Annotated in this window: 21 protein-coding genes; all 21 read right to left on the bottom strand. The window is 41.2% G+C overall.

The window, feature by feature from the left end:
* Positions 1–11: 11 nt before the first annotated feature.
* Positions 12–407: a hypothetical protein gene (locus tag CDG56_RS01555; protein WP_087546730.1), complete on the bottom strand. Its 396-nt coding sequence runs from the start codon at positions 405–407 to the stop codon at positions 12–14.
* Positions 404–694, bottom strand: coding sequence for a carboxypeptidase regulatory-like domain-containing protein (locus CDG56_RS01550; protein WP_227519036.1), 291 nt, complete (start codon positions 692–694; stop codon positions 404–406). The genes CDG56_RS01555 and CDG56_RS01550 overlap by 4 nt, the downstream gene beginning before the upstream one ends.
* Complete coding sequence (locus CDG56_RS01545) at positions 691–1,947, bottom strand: hypothetical protein (protein ID WP_087546728.1); 1,257 nt, start codon at positions 1,945–1,947, stop codon at positions 691–693. The genes CDG56_RS01550 and CDG56_RS01545 overlap by 4 nt, the downstream gene beginning before the upstream one ends.
* 52 nt (positions 1,948–1,999) lie before the next feature.
* Positions 2,000–3,622, bottom strand: a complete 1,623-nt coding sequence (locus CDG56_RS01540; RefSeq protein ID WP_087546727.1) for a hypothetical protein — start codon at positions 3,620–3,622, stop codon at positions 2,000–2,002.
* A gap of 1 nt (position 3,623) precedes the next feature.
* The gene (locus CDG56_RS01535) at positions 3,624–5,594 is read right to left on the bottom strand and encodes a hypothetical protein (RefSeq protein ID WP_087546726.1); all 1,971 of its coding nucleotides are present in this window, start codon (positions 5,592–5,594) and stop codon (positions 3,624–3,626) included.
* A 1-nt stretch (position 5,595) separates the two neighbouring features.
* Positions 5,596–6,000 carry a hypothetical protein gene (locus CDG56_RS01530; protein WP_087546725.1) on the bottom strand — a complete coding sequence of 135 codons (405 nt, stop codon included), beginning with the start codon at positions 5,998–6,000 and terminating at the stop codon, positions 5,596–5,598.
* Positions 6,000–8,996, bottom strand: coding sequence for a tape measure protein (locus CDG56_RS01525; RefSeq protein WP_087546724.1), 2,997 nt, complete (start codon positions 8,994–8,996; stop codon positions 6,000–6,002). The genes CDG56_RS01530 and CDG56_RS01525 overlap by 1 nt, the downstream gene beginning before the upstream one ends.
* A 111-nt stretch (positions 8,997–9,107) precedes the next feature.
* The gene (locus tag CDG56_RS01520; RefSeq protein ID WP_087546723.1) at positions 9,108–9,638 is read right to left on the bottom strand and encodes a hypothetical protein; all 531 of its coding nucleotides are present in this window, start codon (positions 9,636–9,638) and stop codon (positions 9,108–9,110) included.
* A 10-nt stretch (positions 9,639–9,648) separates the two neighbouring features.
* Positions 9,649–10,959, bottom strand: a complete 1,311-nt coding sequence (locus CDG56_RS01515) for a DNA recombination protein RmuC (RefSeq protein ID WP_087546722.1) — start codon at positions 10,957–10,959, stop codon at positions 9,649–9,651.
* A 75-nt stretch (positions 10,960–11,034) separates the two neighbouring features.
* Positions 11,035–11,601 carry a hypothetical protein gene (locus CDG56_RS01510; protein WP_087546721.1) on the bottom strand — a complete coding sequence of 189 codons (567 nt, stop codon included), beginning with the start codon at positions 11,599–11,601 and terminating at the stop codon, positions 11,035–11,037.
* Positions 11,602–11,665: 64 nt separating this feature from the next.
* Positions 11,666–12,409 carry a hypothetical protein gene (locus CDG56_RS01505; protein WP_087546720.1) on the bottom strand — a complete coding sequence of 248 codons (744 nt, stop codon included), beginning with the start codon at positions 12,407–12,409 and terminating at the stop codon, positions 11,666–11,668.
* The gene (locus CDG56_RS01500; protein WP_087546719.1) at positions 12,396–12,605 is read right to left on the bottom strand and encodes a hypothetical protein; all 210 of its coding nucleotides are present in this window, start codon (positions 12,603–12,605) and stop codon (positions 12,396–12,398) included. Before CDG56_RS01500 ends, CDG56_RS01505 begins: the two co-directional genes overlap by 14 nt.
* A gap of 7 nt (positions 12,606–12,612) precedes the next feature.
* Positions 12,613–13,056: a hypothetical protein gene (locus CDG56_RS01495; RefSeq protein WP_087546718.1), complete on the bottom strand. Its 444-nt coding sequence runs from the start codon at positions 13,054–13,056 to the stop codon at positions 12,613–12,615.
* A gap of 2 nt (positions 13,057–13,058) precedes the next feature.
* Positions 13,059–13,445, bottom strand: a complete 387-nt coding sequence (locus CDG56_RS01490; RefSeq protein WP_087546717.1) for a DUF1320 domain-containing protein — start codon at positions 13,443–13,445, stop codon at positions 13,059–13,061.
* A complete protein-coding gene (locus tag CDG56_RS01485) occupies positions 13,446–13,910 on the bottom strand; it encodes a hypothetical protein (RefSeq protein ID WP_039047533.1) in 465 nt (154 codons plus the stop codon).
* A 17-nt stretch (positions 13,911–13,927) separates the two neighbouring features.
* On the bottom strand, positions 13,928–14,266 hold the full coding sequence (locus CDG56_RS01480) for a hypothetical protein (protein WP_087546716.1): 339 nt from the start codon (positions 14,264–14,266) through the stop codon (positions 13,928–13,930).
* A gap of 70 nt (positions 14,267–14,336) precedes the next feature.
* Positions 14,337–15,332: a DUF2184 domain-containing protein gene (locus tag CDG56_RS01475; protein ID WP_087546715.1), complete on the bottom strand. Its 996-nt coding sequence runs from the start codon at positions 15,330–15,332 to the stop codon at positions 14,337–14,339.
* Positions 15,333–15,335: 3 nt separating this feature from the next.
* Positions 15,336–15,803 carry a hypothetical protein gene (locus tag CDG56_RS01470; protein ID WP_039047530.1) on the bottom strand — a complete coding sequence of 156 codons (468 nt, stop codon included), beginning with the start codon at positions 15,801–15,803 and terminating at the stop codon, positions 15,336–15,338.
* Positions 15,804–15,814: 11 nt separating this feature from the next.
* Entirely contained in the window at positions 15,815–17,035 is a 1,221-nt protein-coding gene (locus CDG56_RS01465) for a DUF2213 domain-containing protein (protein ID WP_087546714.1), read from the bottom strand.
* Between the two features lie 245 nt (positions 17,036–17,280).
* Positions 17,281–18,159, bottom strand: coding sequence for a phage minor head protein (locus CDG56_RS01460; RefSeq protein WP_227519035.1), 879 nt, complete (start codon positions 18,157–18,159; stop codon positions 17,281–17,283).
* On the bottom strand, positions 18,137–19,438 hold the full coding sequence (locus CDG56_RS01455; protein ID WP_087546713.1) for a DUF1073 domain-containing protein: 1,302 nt from the start codon (positions 19,436–19,438) through the stop codon (positions 18,137–18,139). The genes CDG56_RS01460 and CDG56_RS01455 overlap by 23 nt, the downstream gene beginning before the upstream one ends.
* Between the last annotated feature and the right edge of the window lie 6 nt (positions 19,439–19,444).

The following is a 19,444-nucleotide window of genomic DNA, read 5'->3' as shown; positions in this document are numbered from 1 at the left end:
TGCACACCTCTTTACGTGGACGGACGAAGTACAATTGAATTAATCATTAACATACTGCCAAGAACTAGATTTGGATTTGCTAAAGTAATATCTGTGCCCACCGCAAAATCCGCCACAGCATCACCATTGCCATTGTATAACCGCGCCCATGTTGCAGTGCCTGCTTGTGTTACTGTTGCTGTATCCGTTGGATATAACTCAATGCTATCTGCGTTTAATTGCTTAAAGCACGGCTCTGGCAGATTCATCGTGACTAGCTTATTACTTGGATTAGCTGCAACTGTCACATTTGCGGGCTTTGTACCCTTATAAAATGAAAAAGTAGCATTGCTGCTACCCGTATCTAAGAAGTTGGCTAAAGCTTGTAATTGGGCTAAGCCTGCTGCCATTGATGGAATTACACTCATTTCGGCACCACCAGATCTGCAATCACTGCGTTAAATTGATTTAAGGGATGATGTGCGACAATAAAGAACTTATTTGCATTCAGATGATTAAAAACATAATTTCCGATTTGATCGGTCATCACTTCTGAAATCAATCGCCCAGATATACGCTCAAACAGCCTTAAGCGACAAGGGAAAGGAATATTCAGCTCTTTGACTTGTCCTTTTATTGCTAAGCCAATATCACTTGTTAATATCAAATCACTTGGACAAATCGCTTGCTTAACGTCAAGGTCTAAAAGCATCATAAATCCCCAATTTTCAGAACAATCTGACCCAAGTTTGAAGTTGATGCGATAAATGCAGCGATATAAAGCGCACCATCTTTCTCGATCAATTGAAAGTTTGAATATGGCTTTTGCTGAAACAACCAAAATAAATTCTTGATTTGCCCACGTAAAACGTTTGTCAGATCTTCTTTAATAAATACAGGTGCAAACGGTGCTGTATTCGTTAATGTTGATGCACCGATTACATTATTTACTCCACTGCCTGCTGTGTCTGAACTTAGAGATAAACAGTTTGCCGTTTTATAATTGGCGCTTTGTGCATAATCCCTGAGCAATAATAATGAACTGGATGCAAATGAAGAAACCAGACCAAAATTTAAGTTTACAGACGCACCATTATTACTGAGTGTTAATTGAGATTGCAGGAACGTACAACTATTATCTGCATTTAGCAGCGACTTAAATGCACCAAATCCGTATGCTGAAGCGTGCTGTGTATTCACAGTTGCCGATGGAACTGTTGTCGTAGGAAGAATATAAAAATAATCCCCATTTCCAACCAATATCCATTGACGATTCCCAGCAGCAGGCGTTTGTGAGTTAATCAATCCACCCGACACTACACCACTAGCTGCATAATACCAACGTGCCCACCCATTGACACCACTTGTTCCACTACCTGTGCCGACCCAGTTTTTTGTAGGTGCTGAGCTATCGTAAGGAGCCTGAACACCAATCATTGTGTCAATATCTGACATATCTTCAACGATACCCACTTTGGCATATTTCGCATAAGTCGATGTATATGCAGCATCAAGCGCATCAATAACTCGAAGATATGGGCGTGATGCAAGCAACGTATTAGACGAGCGATATGCCGCTTTCCCCGTTCCGCTAAATGGCTTTAACCATCCAAGTGGCGGCAAAGAGCAATTTATTGTACCTGTGGCAGTGGTAACACTTGGTGCTGCTGCAAGCTGAAAAGTAATGCTATTGGCATTCGGTACGGTCAAAATGCGGAACTCACCGTTATATTCGGTTTGTGTCGCACCTGCAATTTTAATCACTTGATATTGCATAAAGTTGTGAGCAGAACCAAAAGTAGCCGTGACTGTCGTTCCACTAGCTGTCAATGTTGAAACCGTTTGCGATCCAAAACCATTCACTAAACAGGCATCGAGCACATCAATCATACAGCCAAAATTGTTGGTTAATTGCGGTGCATTGGTATTGGTATGCACGTAATACTTAATATCTGTACTTGCGACCATTTCTTATACTCAATAAAAAAGGCTGCACATGCAGCCCTTTGGGTTAATTCATTTAGATAACTCGGTCGATGTCACCACGATACATAATCTGGAAGTTATCACTCAAAGTAGTTGGCTCTGATTGCTTCACTGTACGAATACACCAAAGCGGATACATTGCAGCAACCGTATTAAAGCGAAGAACATTGCCTGATACCCAACCTGTTCCCCAACCCTCTTTTTTAACCACAAAATAAGGTGCGCTTGTAATTGGATTGATTGGCGCACAATCAGCATTCACATTGCCCGTTCCAATCTGCCCCGACACCTCACCGATGATTCTAAAGTTTGTTGTGTCAGTAAAAACGATCGCCCAACGTTCCTGAATAGCACCCTTATTGGTAATTTGGACAGGATACAAAGCATCGTTGTAATTTGGCGTGATTGGCGTTCCGCTTGGCTCATCTGACCAGACACTATTCCAAGTGCCCTGCACAAACTTCGATGTATAACGGCTGAACATGTCACCCACCACCACTACAGATCCAACAATCGAATTATCAGCATCATAGTTATGAGTAACTGGCTTTGTGAAAGTCACTTGGCCATTAATCTGAACGTCATTAATTAAGCCGATGTCCTGATAACGATATGACGCTGAGATAGGTGCAACCAAGGCATTTAACGCAAAGTCGCCGCTTAAAGTCACTTTGCCATAATCGTAATCAATGGTGTACATGTCATAAGGAACCTTGGTTCCATGACTATCTTCAAGCTCACACCAAGATATACGCTGATCGTTTAGGCTGTATGTTTGCCCCGCCACATGACTTGGTAACTGTTGAAGCTTAGCCGAAGCAATCACGCCAATATCGCCAACTCGGAAAATCGGGACTCGACCATCAGGCGGTAAACGTGTAGCCGACAATCCTAAAATCTCAGAATCAAGCGGAATATAGGTGTAGGCAATAGCGTTATAACGCACACTGGTTGGATCTATCCAGTACGGCACATTAATGTAAGTCTTGCCTGCATCAGTATATTCAAGCTCTGGCAAGTACCAGTCCTCAGATTCAATAGATGGGCGATTTCCACTTGTGATTTCAGTCTTGGTGTAAAAGTAAATATCAACAAAGCCCGTATCGTGGTTAACTAACCCATGTGCTTGTGCTGTTTCAATCACCCCCGCATTATCGGCTGTCAGTGTAAGTTGCCCGCCTGCCATTGCGGCAGCAACAACAGTTAAAGAACCGGGTCGAATTGGTATAGTAGGTGTTCTGAAACTGACATGCTGAATCGGTGGCATATCCGTTGTTGTCGTTAAAGACTGCAAGGTCAAATTGTTATCAACACTTGGGGTCCAACTATCAACATCAATAATCCCTGTACCGTATTGAATTGTTCCTGACTGCGTTCCACTACCAGTTGAACTATCTATGTTTCTATAGATCAAACCATTTCGATCAATAAACGTATCAGACCCCGCTTTAAATCGAACTGAACCTGACAAGATTTGCTCGTTAAAACCCTGTGTTAAATCAAAGTTGAGTTTTGCAGCAGTGACTTGTTTTGTACCTGCATTTGTACCTGATGTATCTCGATACTTTACTTGAACATCAACATTAGAAAATGCTTTTAACTGTGCCGCGACTAATTGAACTGAGCTGCCTTGAGGCAACATAACTGCTTCTGACATATTAAGAACTCATGTAGTAAGTTTGCGCTGAATAGACTTTTTGCCAGCTAGTAACATTCAAAACTGGTGTAACTTCAACCGCACCTGTGGCATAAGTAATCGTGCCTTGTACATTGCCAAGACGATCAACTAAGTTACCTGTGGTTGAATTAAGCGGCACATCAAATAAGGTGACTGTCTGAAAGACAGTTGAGCCTGTTCCACCCGATACTGGTATTTGCAGCTCTACACTATTCGGTTGAATCGCTGACCCTGTTCCAATATTGAATGTCAGCTTCTGACTTAAATCAGGTGTGACTGCTGAAACTGTCTGTGTTTTAGGATCGCCATAATTAAAGACAAAATTAAATGCCGTGTTTTTCTGCGGCAATTTATTCGGAATTAATTTGCCCACGCCAGTTGCATAATTAATACTACCAGTCGCATCCCCTGTGAATTGGCCTTGTGCGTTACTAGAAGCAGTTTTAGAAACACCATCTAATAACCATGTAACCGAAACAGAACTAGCAGCAATCGCAACTTGTCCTAAATCAAACTCAATCGCTGCAGGCAAAACAGGCAAATTTGCTCGAGCAAATGTTGCAATCGGTGTGCCCCATAGCAGCAAAATCGGCGTGCCAACATCAGGCAATGCCCCTGTCGTTAATAACCAAGTACCTGTCGTGTAATTGATTGAGCCACTACCCACTGAGTCACTTGCTCCAACCAATCTACCAGTACCATTGTCTTTGAGCGTATAGAATTTGCCTTGCGCCATATAAGAAATTGAAAGTGCACCGGGTGCAGGGATTGGTAACAATACCCCTGTCCAGTTGGTTCCTTGATTATTGGCTGTAACGGGTAAAGCATAGGATTCAAATGGCTGAGTCGGCATCGCTGCTGGCATAAAAGTCAGACTAATTGATACCGTTCCTGTACCAATCGCATTGGTCCACACAATATGCCCCGTTTGATAGTCGATCGTACCAACTTGAGTGCCTGAAAGCGTTCTTAATACTCCACCACTATCAACAATACTTTGACCAAATAAACTGAATGTAATTGATCCAGGGAAAACACTAGAGCCTATATATAAGCTCTGATTGTTATTTACATTTGTTGTGTACTGAACTGAGATTGTTCCGCTATTACCTGCAACCAATGCAACGTTTTCGCTTAATGCGTTTAGATCTAGCAACGGCGTTTCGGTCTGATTTGAGGGAATCAACTGAGAAAAGATAGAACTTGCTTCAACCGTAAAACTGCCAACACTAACATCATTATTAAGCTTTACGCTTGCACAGTACTTACCAGAATCCGCAACTACCGTTTCGCGCAATGTTGTTGCTGGCTTTGTGTTGTTGTACCACTGAGTAGCAGATACCCCTATAAAATCACGGCTTAAAGCATCTTGAAAGCTATATGTCGCAATCTTATATTCCACATCTGCATTATTCACACGAACATAAGCTGCTTTTGTTAATACATCAGTCAAACGAATGAATTGCGTTATTTCAGTTGGCAAACCCTCATTCGCAACTAAAACGATTGTGTCACCAATGCTGTTTTCTGATTCATTTTTACTCATCGCAACTTGAATCGACTTCATACCTGAATATGCAGTATCTAGCAGCGAACCAACTGCTTGTGCACCTTTAGCTAAATAATTTTCTAAACGATTTTTTGCTGAATCGCGAGTATCTGTATGTGAACGAGTGCTAAATAATAGAGCTGAAACATTCGGATCATCAGGGTTCTTAGAAATAAATACCGTTGAACCCATCAATGCATCGGTATCATTATTATTCACAGCAGGAAAAATCTTACGCATTGACACATTGCCAACTGCTCTATTTAGCTCAGATACATCAAGAAAAAGATTATTGCTTATACCATCTTCTACAACTTGACCAGAATATTTACCGCCACCGTCTGAAGTATCAGTCAAACGCTCAGATTTATATAAAACTAGATTATTGGTTTCAATCGGCATCTTAGACCTCTAAAAATTTAAATGTGACTTCGTAATGGTCACTGTCTGATACTGTTGGGAATCCCATGACAGGCTTGGCATTAATAGCACCCTCAGCATGATTGAAAATCACATTGAATTGGCGTGTATCGTGTGGATATTCAAAAACCAGTGTGAATTGCTCATCTTGCAGTGCTGACCAATCCTTAATGATTGATAGTTCAGAGCGCTTTACCCAACCTTGTCCGTCACTACCTGATAATGTTATTGGTCGACCTGATTTCTTCTTACCCTCTTGAATAATCAAAGTGCCATCAATTGCACGCTCTTGATTTTGTTCAATCGGCTTCCAATCAAATTCATCAGACCATAAAAAACCGTTCTCAAGAGGAACGGTTTCATTTGTTGCATTGCGTTTAAGTTTCATTATCTAGCCCTATTCAATTGTTCTAGCTCACTTAAAAAGTCATTCATTAAATTCTGTTGGCTAGGATCTCCAGCTAATTCAAGAGACTTGCCGCCGAACTCAATCTTATAAGTGACTGTTTTAGGGTTTGAGGTTGATATATTTGGGGTGGTATTGTTGATTTGAGGTGCAGAGATTGTAGGCGCTTTACCACCCGTTGAAATAGATCCACCGCCAGCATTACTCGAATTTTTATTTTCCCAGTACGCGAGTGTTTTCTCCATTTCTTGCTTAGTCGTATTCAAGCCAGTTGTGGTTCCACCTTTAAGCGAATTAGTCGTTTCGACTGCCAAGCTATATTTCGCTTTATCAGCTTTATCTCTCGCTTGGCTTGCATTCATACCCGCTGCAACAAGTCGGTTGTAATAATCCTCAGCCATTTGATCGATGCCGCCCTGTAGATCGGATAAGCCGCGATTATTTGAAGCATCTTTAGCCTTACGCTCTGCACTAATCTTAGCCATAGCATCTTCCCACTCTTGCAGACTGGTTTTTGCTTCTTCTCTCGCAACTCGACCAAGCTCCCTGAAACCATCAGCAGCAGAGCCACGAGCAGTACGACCGACATTTTCAACAGAGTCAGATAACTCATTCATCGACTTCACAGACGCTTTGCCAGTAGCGTCAATTTGAACTTGTAGCCCTAGTGATGCCGCTTTTGAATTTGCCGCTGCAATCACAGAAGCATCACCACTCGCATACGCAAGATCAATTGTTTTTTGATATGCTTTCTGGAGGTCAGCTTGTGTTGCTTGACCGCTATTTCTAACAGTATCAAAATCCATTAATGCTTGCTTAGCTTGTAAAGCAAGTTGATCTTTTGTCTGAATACCGAGACGCTTAAACGCTTCTGTTACTTCGTCTGTTGTCTCTTTGACTTTTCCAGTTTGAATATCCAAAGCCAACATGCCATTTTCAACTTGTCTCGTTGAAAACACACCTTGCTTTTCAAACTCAATTAACTTGGCTTTAGCAGCATCAATTTCAGCTTGCGATTTTGCCGTTTCTAACCACTTAACCCATGCTTCATAAGTGACATTTGCAGCCTGTGAACCTTTGACCCCCATCAACTCTAAATTTTGGGTGAACGTATCTAAGGCTGTGGCTTTTTTGGTAAAACCCTCGGACACTCGGTTTAACGCCACATCAAGATCAAGACCTAAAGCCTCAGCAGCTTTACGCCCCTGTCCCAGTCGTGTCTCTAAACTAACAACCGCACCGCCTGCATCTTGCTCAATCGCTTTGACAATCGCCTTGCCAGTTTTATCAAACTCAACTGCTAAACCTTGAGCTGCTACACCTGCTTCGATAGTTTTTTTAGCATTATCACTTAATGCCACGCCACCTTTGGTTGCTGCTTCGATTTGTGCCGAAGCCCAATCCTGTGCAGCCTTTATTTTTTCATCAGTGATTTTTTTACTTTCAGCCTGATAAGCTTTCTCTTTCTTATCAAGTTCAGCAAGCCCTGTAACTGCTGCATCAATCGCTGATTGATCACCTGATTTTCGAGCATCAACCAATTGCTGTTGCAGCTTGATACGCTCATCACTAATGGCTTTGTAATCAGAAACATGCTGAGCTTCTTGCGCTTTTAAATCTGTAAGTGTTTTTTGGTTGTTGGCAATACGTTCGGCATTTTTCTCATCTTGAGTTAAACCAATCTGACGAATTGCTTCAACACCAGCAGACTTAAACTCCATCGCCGCATCGGATGATTTTTTGTAATATTCCTGTGCTTTCGCACTCATTACTTCAAAATCTTTTACAGCTTGAGCTGACGTATCACCAAACGTTATTTTTGATTTCCAATAGCTAAATGCACCCGCCGCATCATAAGCAGCACCAATGATTAAATTGATACCGATGTTTAAAGCTTTGAATCCATCACTAATAAATCCAAATACTACATTTACAGCTTGAAGTGCTTTAGTAAAACCATTGGTTTTATCAGTTGCAGCATCAATTCCACTTGAGAAATTAAATATTTGACCAAGAGTCGTATTAATTACATCAACAGTGGTTTCAAATACTGTTCCGATTGTAGAACCTAGTGATTTAATCGCATCATATGCAGACAATAATGCTGTCTTGAGCGCTTCGATTGTTTGCGGATCAATCTTTTTAAGTTGATCGCCAAACCATACGAATCCTGAACCAATATCGTTTAAAAGAACTTCAACAATATTTAAATTATCAGCAAGTACCGACAACCATTGCGCCACTGTTGCACTTGCACCATTGGCCTGATCCATCTCGCCAATTAAGATTTGCCATTGAGTTGCAATTTTTTGGAGTGCATTACCAATAGTTAAAGGCAGTTCAGCATATTGAGCATCAACACCTGCTTTTTGTTTTGCTAATGCTGCAAGTACACGTTCTGCGCTGAGCTCTCCATTCTCAGCCATTTTGCGAAGTTCGCCAGTTGTAACGCCCAAGCCTTTTGCAAGTGCTTCTGCTAAACCGTAGCCACCCTCCATGATGCTGTTAAATTCTTCACCACGAAGAACACCACCTTGCATTGCTTGAATAAACTGAGTGACTGCTGCTTCTGCTTCTTGGGTGCTGCTACCGCCTAACTGAATCGCTTTAGTGACGGTACTGGTCATCTCAAGTGCAAATTGCTGGGATTTCCCCATGTCCTTTGCAACTGTATTTAAACGAGTGAACAGTGCACCAGTGTTATCAAGCGTTGAGTTTGTTTGCAGTGCGATTTGATGCACGCCTGCCATCGCTTGCTCAAAGTTTCCGCTATCTTTTGTTGATTGCTGAATCTTGGCTGATAGCATGGCATAGCTGTCTGCTGCTTCTGCAAGTTCCTTTACGCCTAAACCAACACCAAGCGCGGCCATAGCACCTACAAGCGCATTTACCGCAAACTTTGCACCGTTAATTCCTTGATCAAAGCCCGAAGTATTGGCTTGTAAGTTCAATAAGAAATCTAAACTGTTTGAAGTCATTCTCTTTTCCTGTAGGCGTAAAAAAGCCGACTTGTTAGATCGGCTTTGGTAATTTAGGCAATAAAAAACCCGACTCTTGGTCGGGCTTAATTCAATAACTTCAAAATTACATTATGAACATTTCTTTTCCCATAAAATATCCATTACTTTCGAATTATAAAAACCATCACTATCCTCTTCTATCGATACAGTATCGGTCTCTGAGTTGTAGATAAAACGCCTATAACCTGTATATCCACCCATTTTGTTTTTAGCATTAATTTCTCCACAATTACCTTTAATATTTCGGAATTTTGCAGCTTCGGGATCAAAAAGATTTCTTCGAACCTTTTCTTCAATAAAATTTACACTCTCAATAGCTTTATTTTGCTCAAGACTCTTTGCCTCTATTTCCAACTTTTCAGCATCGTTTTTTACTTGGTTATTATATTCAATACGTTGCTGCTCTTTAATCGCCTTCTCTTGGGCTTCTTGTTTTAGTTGAGCTTGACGTTCTGCTTCTAGCTGCGCCATTTTTTGATTATGTTGTTGGGTTTGAAGTGCTAATGCTTCTTCTCTAGCTTTTCGATCACTATTTGATTTCCACACAACCCCGATCATCACCAAAACAACAATGCCCACAATAGTAAAAAGCTTATTCATTTTCACACCATTATTCTAAACTCAAAATCTCATCAGCCTGGGCAGTTGGTAACTCATGCACGCTTTTTAACTTTCTATCCACTGCACGAGTTCTAACTTGAACAGCTTCAATACTACTTGAAGCCTCATCAAGTTTCTTCTTAACCTTATCCAAAGCTTCCCCGTATTTTGTCCACTCTGTTTTTACAGCAGCTAAAGTATTCCACACTTCGCCTGAACGCTTTTCTATAGCTAATGTTCTAAAGCCCATCTGCAAACTATTAAGTATTGACCAAAGTGTAGTTGGTCCAGCAAATACTATACGGAAATCTCTTTGCACCAAATCAACCAATGCAGAACGCCTAGTAACTTCAGCAAACAACCCCTCAGTAGGCAGATACAAAATGGCAAAATCTGTAGTTAGTGGTGGACTCACATACTTTTTAGATATATCGCTCGCACACTGCTTGATTGATTTTTCTAGGTCTTTTAACGCCTGATCCACTCCAGCAGCATCTGCATTTTCTTGCGCATCAACCAATCGTGTATAAAACTCTATTGGAAATTTAGCATCAATTGGCAACCATATATGTTCGCCATCACTATGCTTGCTTGGAATTTTTACGGCATACTCAACTCGTTCGGAATTTCCCTTGGTGGAAACATTAGTTTCATACTGATCAACAGTTAAAACCTGTTCAAGCATTACCCCCAATTGAACCTCGCCCCATGTACCACGCGTTTTGACATTTGTAAGAACTTTCTTTAAGTCGCCCACACCACTTGCCAAAGCTTGCATTTCACCAAGTCCGCGATGCACCTGATCAAGGCGCTCACCAATTAATTGAAATGATTCTGAAAGCCTTTTTTCAAGCGTACCCTGTAATTTTTCATCAACAGTGACACGCATTTTTTCCAATTGTTCCGAGTTATCTTTCTGTAAATTAGACAGTTTGGTCTCAATTTTTTCTCTGAGTTGCTCGGCTTGTGTTGCTTGGGCTTGGTTTAATGCATTAACCCTGTCTACAAGCGAATTTAAATATTTTGTCTGCTCATCCGACACAAATTTAAAACTTTGTTGCATGGTTTGAGCATAGGCTTGCAACTCAGTTTTGACTGCACCACCAATTTCCTCTCTCGTTAGTCGAGATTGTTGGCTAGATTCTTCCCGATTTCGACCTAGCTCATGCCCAGTAAATCTTTCTATACGCTCAAACGCTTGATTGATTGGCGTGAGTATTTCTGAGGCGTTTCCACCAGTATTCTTTCTAAGCAATAAAATTAATTGCAAAACAAGAATTAAAAGCACCCCACATGCTATAACAATTTCCAATATAGACATCACATCAATCCATAATTATAAATATTTGATTAAAATATATATTCATAGATTGAATGTGGCAATAAAAAACCATAGTTAATGATCCAACCCACTTACAAACTTATCAAAATCATTATTCTTGGCACTGGCAGCACGGGTTGCTATAGCAATCGTTTTCAATCGTTGCGACTCACGGCGTTGAGCTGCTCTTAAATATTCTATAAATGCACCATACGACATATTTAAAATATCATCTGGTCTATGACCGCAGCTAATCAAGTATTGAAATGAGTAAAACCATGATGCTGATTCAGCTTTTTGTTGTATTGGACGTTTAGGCAACTCATCTTTTTTAAAGAAATCTTCATTCACTTCAATAATTTTTAGAATGAGTTCAGCAATATCCGATGTATTTCCTAAGTGCTTTGTAAAATATTCAGGATCGAGTGTGGTTGCTAACGAAAATACACCCATGATCTGAATAATATTGGCTTCAATTAACGGCTCAATTGTTTCTATTGAATAGCTTTCCAATTGCTTTATTGGATCTGCAAAGTAAGCAAACTGGTTTAGGTTCTTAACCTGTATCTGCTTAATCTCAATATTCTGACCAATAAACATATATGGCAATGATTCATTGTTTAAGAGAAAAAAGTCATTCATAGAAAAAATCCTAAATACAGGCACAAAAAAAGACGCTAATGCGCCCCTGTGCCTGTATGTAATATTAAGTAGTTACTGAAAAACGTTCGATGTGGCCAAAGACACTTAATTCTGCATCATTGGCTTTGCTATTGTCAGCCATGCAACTACCAGTGATTGAGAACTTATTAAAATCTTCATTAATAAGATCGAATTCAGTCTCTGGTGATAGCGTTAAGCGGTGCAACTCAACCACGACTTTATCCCCTGAGATCGTATCAATCCCTTTAAATAAGACTTTATATTCTGACCCGGTATTATTTGCGATAGTGGTTCGTGTCTTGGCTGCCGCCGTACCTGACCACTTCACCGCGCCAGTAACAGATTGAACAAACTCAACAGTTCCATACACTGCATCAAGAATATATTTGCTTGAATCAATATCTGCATTAGACCCATCTTTGAACGTTACATCTGTTAGATTTCGCAAACCTAAGTCGATAATGCTTCCAGCTGTAACAGTCCCAAGTGATCGATCCGTGATAGTTTCCGATGCAATGCTAATACTATTACCACTCATCACAAGCGCCAAACTAGTTTTATTGACAGTATCTAACTCTCCATCGACATCAACCCCCGTTTGCTTGTAGAGAGTTGCATCTTTAGCACGTTGACCATAACGGCTGTCATAATGATCTACTTTATCAGATGAAATTTTTAGTTTTAGCGTTGGCATATTGCCTACGGGTAATAATGCACCCGCAACGCCGTTCACTATTTTTGCTAAACACAACTCGCCCTGCAGCGAAAGTAAATCAGGCTTCGACATTATTTTCTCCTACCTGTTTTTTGTTTGATTGCTTTACCTCAGCCTTAGGCGTTTGCTCAACATGAGCATTATTGTCTATGGCTTCGATAATTCCGTCTCGTTCTAACTGAATAATTTGTTCAGTCGGCAAAGATCCAATAATTTCACCTTTTGCCCAACGCCCAATAGGCTTCAAAGCTTTGTATTGCTTGTCCATAAATACCTCATGTAAATATTTGAATTTCAAACATCAGTGGAAAATATGCAAATCCCGGTGAGCTTCCGATTCGCACTGGTGAATTTGCCCTTTTAAACATTCGATAACCTGCGACTTGAGGATTGAATCCCTGCAGTGTGTCCAGTAGATTTCGAATGAATGGATCTGCTTCTTTACGCAGTGAGTTTGTATTTTGCAATTGAGCGCACGCATCTCGAATACACAACACGACTAACCATTGCTGAAATACAGTTGCTGAACTTCCGTTACTCGCGCTATCACCAATACGATCGTCGAAATAAATCACACTAACTGACGGCGCATTGTTTGAGGCTTCGAGCATTGCCTCTATCGTAAATGGAGTATTGACCTCAACCAAATCAGTCATTGCTGTTTGAATTTTCTCAACCAAAATTGGCTCAACTGCAAAATAGTCTTTAATTACTGTCATAGTTACACCACAAATATTCCAGTACCAAATAAGTGTGTAGGTTGATCATCCTGCACGGGAAAATTCAAAACAGCTTTGCCTGTTGCAATGTTTTTAAGCCAACTCATCACATCTTCGTAATCAAGGCGAACAATTTCCGTTGGCTTGTCCTTGTACAAGTAATATCGTGCGACTACAGCAACGGCACGTTTTACTGGCTCAGTAGTAACAGGTAACGGTAAGGGATATTGAACAGCAATATAGCCATTCACCATTTCTACAGCATCCGAAATGGCTTGTTCGGATGTAGGTGGGTTAGATCCATCTGTTTTGGCAATATTACGTTCAAGTCTGACGATTTCAGTTTCACCAAAACGACCAATAAGCTCATCCCGTGTTAAGTAAGACATTTAATCCACCACTCTATATGTTATTGATTGTCTCAATTGGCCAGTATCTATTAATGGCTTGCTGCTTCCTTTACGCTTAATTGTTTGAGCTTTCAACGGCGTAAATTTGCCATTCACCATGTACATCTGCACATCTGCCGCAGCTTGCATCCCTAATACCTGCTTAATCTTTGTAGGAGTGGTTCTAAGTAAAAGTAAGTCCTTTACTTCTCCCAGCAAATATTTGCCGTATTTGCCTTGGTTTAAAGTGATTGATGCACGAAGAAACGATCGCTCTGGAATTTTGCGGCTAGGTGCTCCATATTCATGAATTGCTGCGAGATCAGGCATCGTGATTGAACGTTTACCGCTATGCATCCCAAAAGCGCCAATCTCAACCTTGCCTAGAAACTTATTCGCTTGCTTTTGGAATTGTTTTAGAATCCAACTCGGATTTTCTGACATTTCAACTTTGACTTTGAACATGGCCATCTAGCCTCTTATTACTTAGTGGCCGCCAACTTTGCTTGCAGATCTTCAAGTGATTCATCATCACTAAATTCGACATTAAGCTCGGTCAATTTGGCTTTTACTTCCACCAATTCAGCTTCACGTTTTGCCTTAGCTGCTGTATCAGCTTTACCACTTGGCTTAGTTTTCTTAACTTCAGATATGAACAATTCACCTGATTTTTCTAAAGCGTTAAAAACAGGATGATCGACTAAAGCTTCATGTTGCTCATCAGTGATTTCAACTTCTTCGCCTTTCGGCAATACAACTGCACCGAATTTGGTACGTGCTGATAGGCGACCCATTTCACCCTGATATGTATATTTCGGCATTTTCATTGCTCCAAAAATGACTAAAGCCGCTTAATTGCGGCTATTTAGTCATGATTTGTAAATTGGTTAATTAAGTTTTAGGAACGTCCATATAGCGTAAGCTGTCAACACGTTTGAGCCATACACCTTGATATAAGTAATAACCCGGTGTGAATAGATCAAGCCCATCAGCTTGAGGTGCTAAGAATTCCAACTCTTTTGGAATACGCATTTCAATACAAGCTGGATCACGACGATAAACAGTAATACGGCGAATACCACCCACCCCCATCGACTCTGTACGACTTGTTGCACGAATAGTGAGTTTTTTCCCTTCAAGCGCAAGCAAGTTATTTTTAGACACCCATTCAAAAATAGTGGTTTCTAAATTATCAGCGATACGTCGTTGAGTCAGAATACGCATTAAGCTTGTTGGAAGAATCATCGTATCTGGAGTGATTGCAGGATTAAACTCACTCGCTTCAATCGCATCCGATAAGATGTCATTAATGTCTGCAAGGATTTCATCCGGTGTTGCAGTTTCCCATGCTTTTAATGCAGTCTGAACATTAACCCCAGTTTGGTTAAACAAACCACGCAAACCTAGATTAAGATCACCCACCCAAGCAATACGAGACATATGCTTCTCAAAGCCCAAACGTGCAGCTTGGATCTTGTCAGCTTCAAGAGTGATACCGGCTTGAGATGCTGTGGCCAATTCAAGAATTGAATATTGATAACCAATTGAGCCAGAACGAACGCCTAGATCCACGTTGTCGTAGAATACTTCAGCTAATGGAATGTCATTACCCGTACCGCTATGGTCCTGACCTTCACCTACGCCGTTTTTACGTTGTAATGTATGTTTGGTCCCTACGACTGCAGGGAAATTTGATTTCACTGGAATATACGAAGCGTATTCAGTTGCTTCAGTCATTTGTGGTGTCATTTCATTACTTGTTTCTAATTGAACAAGTAAAGTCACCAAATTTTTAAGATTAAATGCATCACCCGCCTGAGCTTGCATAATTGGTGCTACACCACCAAAAAGGGCGAGCTTTCGATTAATTAGTTGTTCACGATTCATGTATTAAGCCCCGCGTAATTGAACAATAGCCATGCCATCAGCATTGGAAATGCAATCCCAAGTAGCTCCGACTAATTCCGTGCCATCTGTTGCACTTGTTTGATATGAACCCAATGGGTTGTTAGTGGTTGCATTCGCTGTGCGAACGTAAACCTTGCCACCTGTGGCTGTAATTGGAACCGCGGGTTTTACCCAGATTCGACCGACTCGCATAATCGGCGGCACGTCATACTGTTGATATGCTTCTTTGCCACTTGAATCAGTACCGTTCTTGCCGATGTGTTGATGCACAACGATACCGATAGGACGCAAGCCACCCCCAACGACAGAACAACGAACGCCGTCACCTGCATCACAAGCGACTTGACCATCATTTAAAGTGCCTGCCCCTGCCATTGGCATAGAGCGCACATCTTCAGGCGTACTTTTAAGGCGTTGCCCGACTACCGCCACTTTTGAATTAAGCTGCATTTATTAGCTCCTTAAATATCTTTTTTCCAAGCTGTTGTTTTGTCATAGCCCTGTTCTTGTGCAGGTGCCGCACCATTCCCTCTTGCTGGTGGGGTATTTTGGCTATCACCCGTAAAGAAACTATTAATTGGGTTTGACGGGGTTTGAGTGCCACTGGTTGCAACAAGCGCACGAAACACCATGTCGACTTGCTCAGGCTTAGCGTCGACAACCGCAACAGTTCCCAAGATTGCACCAACGATTGCATCGCCAGCTTTGGCAGTAATAGCCTCACGCTTAATTTGCTCACAAGAACACCCATCCGTTTTGACATTTGCATTGAGTTTTTTTGCATCTGAAATTACAGTCGCTCGCTCATTGGCCAATGCCTCTAACTTTTCTGGTGTGACTTGATTGGCTTCAAGCGTTGTTACTTTTTCAGCATTGGTTTTTGCATCTGCAACCACTTTATCGATCACAGCTTGAACTGCGGCCAACTCTGAAATTGAAAACTCTTGATCTCCAATTTTGAGTTTTGAATTAACCGTTTGTTGCAATGAAGCTAATAAGTCCTGATCTTTTTTTAGTGCTGCTGTAAGAGCCGCATTATCGGCAACATCAAATGGGATGCCATTTACAATGATTTGCATTGTTTTCTCCGTTGGATTTGGTTGATTTGGGTTTTGATCGCCTATGCGGCAATCGCCACCGCAACGGCCATATTTGACAAGGGCAACATGATCGCCGTAGAAGTTTTTGAACTCAGCTTGGTACGGCGTACCATCTGGTGAAGTACCAGTAATGAAATGAAGTTCAGCGCCGTAACCTAAAGACAATTCCAAACGCTCTTGGCTTTGGATCTGCTGAATCACATCACTGTCTTTAATCAGCAAATCGCCAATTAGATAATCCCCATCACGACGAACATTCGATAATGTGCCGATTGAATGAGTTTTCCATGTGGCAGCATTTACAGCATTACCCGGTGGGTGGTTATCAGTAACATCCACACCCTGATAGCTTTGGATTGTTTCAGGTCGAAATAGCTCATCGGCTGAACTAAAGACATTAATGACCTGATCAGGCGTATAGCCCTCTATCCCATTAAATTCGGCTGCGTAGTATTGGCGTACCTGAGGTGCTTTACCGAGTCGAGCATCTTTGCACAATAAAAAACCCTCTGGAGTGAGGGTTCTTGTTGATTGAGCAGGTGCAAAGTCACCTAACTTTAAATGTAGTAAGTAGCGTTTCATTTCACTTCCTATGGCTTTTTAGGTGGTGCTTTGGATGGTTGAATAAAATTAGATCTACATTGGCAATTTAAAATGCTATTAGTTCTCCGATTAAGACAAGTCATATAACCGCCGTGTTTATTGGTATATGCACAATTTCTGCACTGGCACTTAGTCATGCTTTTATTCCTATAGGCAATAAAAAACCCACTTCGATTGAGTGGGTTTAGTTGCTTAGTGTTATTTACTGTATTGTGTTGCCAGAATCAACTTTGAGCTGCCATTGCCTGTTCGGGCGACTTTGCATTCTTATCAAATAAATGCGCCGTGTAAGGTATTGGTACACATCGGCATCTAATTGGAATACCCGGATGCCCGTCTGATGGTGGGTCATTCCATGCGAATATCAAACCATCTCGTAAGCGGTGCGAATGTCTTACACGCTCATCATGACTCGTTGACCAAGTGTAGTGAGTAATCCCTAACTTTTGCTGACGGATCTGAGCAAGTCGCCCGTTGATTTTTCCAAGCTGATCAACCGCAATTAACTTAGCGCGTGAATCAGTAGAATGGCCAATGTCCAAAATAGATTTTTTAATCTCATCCGAACGCTTTCCTGTCTGTATGCCATCCAATACAGCGGCTTCGACTTTATCTAAGTATTGCTTAGGTATTGACTGGATCAGAGATACATTTGCAGCAATAGCGCTATCGACTGCATCTTGTAGATCCTCATCTCGCATCAAGCCAGTAAAATCCAAACCAGTAGACTTTTGCAGCATTTCAGCTATTTGCTTATCGCTTGCTTTTTTCTGCTTCAGAACGATTTGCGTGGCCAGTTGTGCAGCTATCAAATCGATACTATTCGTGATCTTCTGTTTTAGATTTCCCAGTGCGTTTTTAACACTGGAAAATATGCCATCTCCGATATGGATCTGAATTGAATCACCCATATTGAAAGCCAACATCGGCTCAATATCATCTTTCACACCCTTTTGACATAAATGACTAATCGATAAGAGTGCCTTGTAATATTCAACTTCCGTTTTCTTGGATATGAATATTGGCTGTGGTTTGGCCTTACGTCCTAACTTAGTTTTATGAGCTTGCTGAATGAGCGGCTTAAGGTTGCTGAGAATTGTCATCTATTTGCCCCGCCAAATCATCGAGCGCTTGGATATGAGCATCATCTATAAAATCGTATGTACCATCTTGCTGAAGCTGCTTCGCAATCATTGCTTCAGTGATAATGCCTTTTTCTAAATATTTGATGTCACGCTCAGTATTGTTCTTCTCTACTTCAGATCGAGTTTTTACATCTAGCTGCCAGAGCGGATAGAACACAAAATTAAAGCCTGTTGGTATCGCTCCAAACAGGCTTTTAAAAATCACGGGAAATATCCGTTCTAGTATGGGTCGCAAGGTCCAGTTTTGTTCTGTATTGACTCGATCGTAGTAACTTCGCAAATCGAACTCACCACTATTATTTAAACCCGAAGTGGTTTGCCCAAATAACAATGTATAAGGCATATCTGCGGCACCCGCCGTTTGTTGGCCAAACTCTCGCATAAGCTCAGGCAAGCCGCCAAATGTATATGACTTGGACTCGTACTCTTCATCTTTATCAATGACAAGCATGCCATTGATACTTTTAAGCAGAGCTGCTGCACCAAATCGCTCCATCATGTCTTTAGTACGATCAATGATTTTCATCATTAGATCTGGTGTACGAATCACATCCACTTTTGCTTCGTGTACTAGACTTGCTGCACCCGCATTGGTTGCGATGTAATTTCGCAAAGTGTAGTAAATGGCCAACAAAAGCGACTCTCCCTCATCGCCGTGTTTCACACACATGATTCGAGAATGATGTATTTTGCTTTGAGTACCATTGCCATTACTAATTTGGTAATACATTGGTTGTTCTGGTTCACCTGCGCTCAGCTCTAAAGGTACATACTCCTGATTTAAAGGCTGTACTTTGGATTTCTTTAGAACTGTGAAAAATTGAAGCCCACCTTGTCTTAACTTTTCAATCTCAAAAGGCTGATCCAATTGCAAACCATCTGCTAATCCAAATACCAAATACGCTCGACCATACAAACGAGACCAGATCAGTAGCTTTGCCAATCGCTCGACTAAACACAGGCGCTTAATTTCGTCACTGATCTTGAGTATTTGACCATCCTCTAAACCATTGAAGTACCAACCAGCCCGAAGCATATCCAACACAGGGCGATTGACAATTTTCTTAGCAAGCCAGTCTTGATATACCGCTTCGAAATCATAATCAGTAAGATTGGTTTCTTTCGCAAAATGGCCATGTGATGATTTATCACGGCTTGTATTGAGATTCGATACAAAATTGACATAAGCACCATCATTCACAATGACTGGCGCTTGTGTTTGATTGCGCTCTTCCAAGATATT

The sequence above is a fragment of the Acinetobacter sp. WCHA39 genome (genome assembly GCF_002165385.1).
Classification (GTDB): Bacteria; Pseudomonadota; Gammaproteobacteria; order Pseudomonadales; family Moraxellaceae; genus Acinetobacter.
The sequence above is the reverse complement of the archived record's forward strand: the minus strand, read 5'-3'. Positions and strand labels throughout refer to the sequence as shown.

What these genes read in the sequence shown, in the direction of transcription:
- CDG56_RS01555 (WP_087546730.1), bottom strand. Translation starts at nt 407, where the DNA reads ATGAGTGTAATTCCATCAATGGCAGCAGGCTTAGCCCAATTACAAGCT.
- CDG56_RS01460 (WP_227519035.1), bottom strand. Translation starts at nt 18,159, where the DNA reads ATGACAATTCTCAGCAACCTTAAGCCGCTCATTCAGCAAGCTCATAAA.
- CDG56_RS01500 (WP_087546719.1), bottom strand. Translation starts at nt 12,605, where the DNA reads ATGGACAAGCAATACAAAGCTTTGAAGCCTATTGGGCGTTGGGCAAAA.
- CDG56_RS01550 (WP_227519036.1), bottom strand. Translation starts at nt 694, where the DNA reads ATGATGCTTTTAGACCTTGACGTTAAGCAAGCGATTTGTCCAAGTGAT.
- CDG56_RS01530 (WP_087546725.1), bottom strand. Translation starts at nt 6,000, where the DNA reads ATGAAACTTAAACGCAATGCAACAAATGAAACCGTTCCTCTTGAGAAC.
- CDG56_RS01540 (WP_087546727.1), bottom strand. Translation starts at nt 3,622, where the DNA reads ATGTCAGAAGCAGTTATGTTGCCTCAAGGCAGCTCAGTTCAATTAGTC.
- CDG56_RS01470 (WP_039047530.1), bottom strand. Translation starts at nt 15,803, where the DNA reads ATGCAGCTTAATTCAAAAGTGGCGGTAGTCGGGCAACGCCTTAAAAGT.
- CDG56_RS01515 (WP_087546722.1), bottom strand. Translation starts at nt 10,959, where the DNA reads ATGTCTATATTGGAAATTGTTATAGCATGTGGGGTGCTTTTAATTCTT.
- CDG56_RS01510 (WP_087546721.1), bottom strand. Translation starts at nt 11,601, where the DNA reads ATGAATGACTTTTTTCTCTTAAACAATGAATCATTGCCATATATGTTT.
- CDG56_RS01465 (WP_087546714.1), bottom strand. Translation starts at nt 17,035, where the DNA reads ATGAAACGCTACTTACTACATTTAAAGTTAGGTGACTTTGCACCTGCT.
- CDG56_RS01490 (WP_087546717.1), bottom strand. Translation starts at nt 13,445, where the DNA reads ATGTCTTACTTAACACGGGATGAGCTTATTGGTCGTTTTGGTGAAACT.
- CDG56_RS01525 (WP_087546724.1), bottom strand. Translation starts at nt 8,996, where the DNA reads ATGACTTCAAACAGTTTAGATTTCTTATTGAACTTACAAGCCAATACT.
- CDG56_RS01505 (WP_087546720.1), bottom strand. Translation starts at nt 12,409, where the DNA reads ATGTCGAAGCCTGATTTACTTTCGCTGCAGGGCGAGTTGTGTTTAGCA.
- CDG56_RS01520 (WP_087546723.1), bottom strand. Translation starts at nt 9,638, where the DNA reads ATGAATAAGCTTTTTACTATTGTGGGCATTGTTGTTTTGGTGATGATC.
- CDG56_RS01480 (WP_087546716.1), bottom strand. Translation starts at nt 14,266, where the DNA reads ATGCCGAAATATACATATCAGGGTGAAATGGGTCGCCTATCAGCACGT.
- CDG56_RS01495 (WP_087546718.1), bottom strand. Translation starts at nt 13,056, where the DNA reads ATGACAGTAATTAAAGACTATTTTGCAGTTGAGCCAATTTTGGTTGAG.
- CDG56_RS01475 (WP_087546715.1), bottom strand. Translation starts at nt 15,332, where the DNA reads ATGAATCGTGAACAACTAATTAATCGAAAGCTCGCCCTTTTTGGTGGT.
- CDG56_RS01485 (WP_039047533.1), bottom strand. Translation starts at nt 13,910, where the DNA reads ATGTTCAAAGTCAAAGTTGAAATGTCAGAAAATCCGAGTTGGATTCTA.
- CDG56_RS01545 (WP_087546728.1), bottom strand. Translation starts at nt 1,947, where the DNA reads ATGGTCGCAAGTACAGATATTAAGTATTACGTGCATACCAATACCAAT.
- CDG56_RS01535 (WP_087546726.1), bottom strand. Translation starts at nt 5,594, where the DNA reads ATGCCGATTGAAACCAATAATCTAGTTTTATATAAATCTGAGCGTTTG.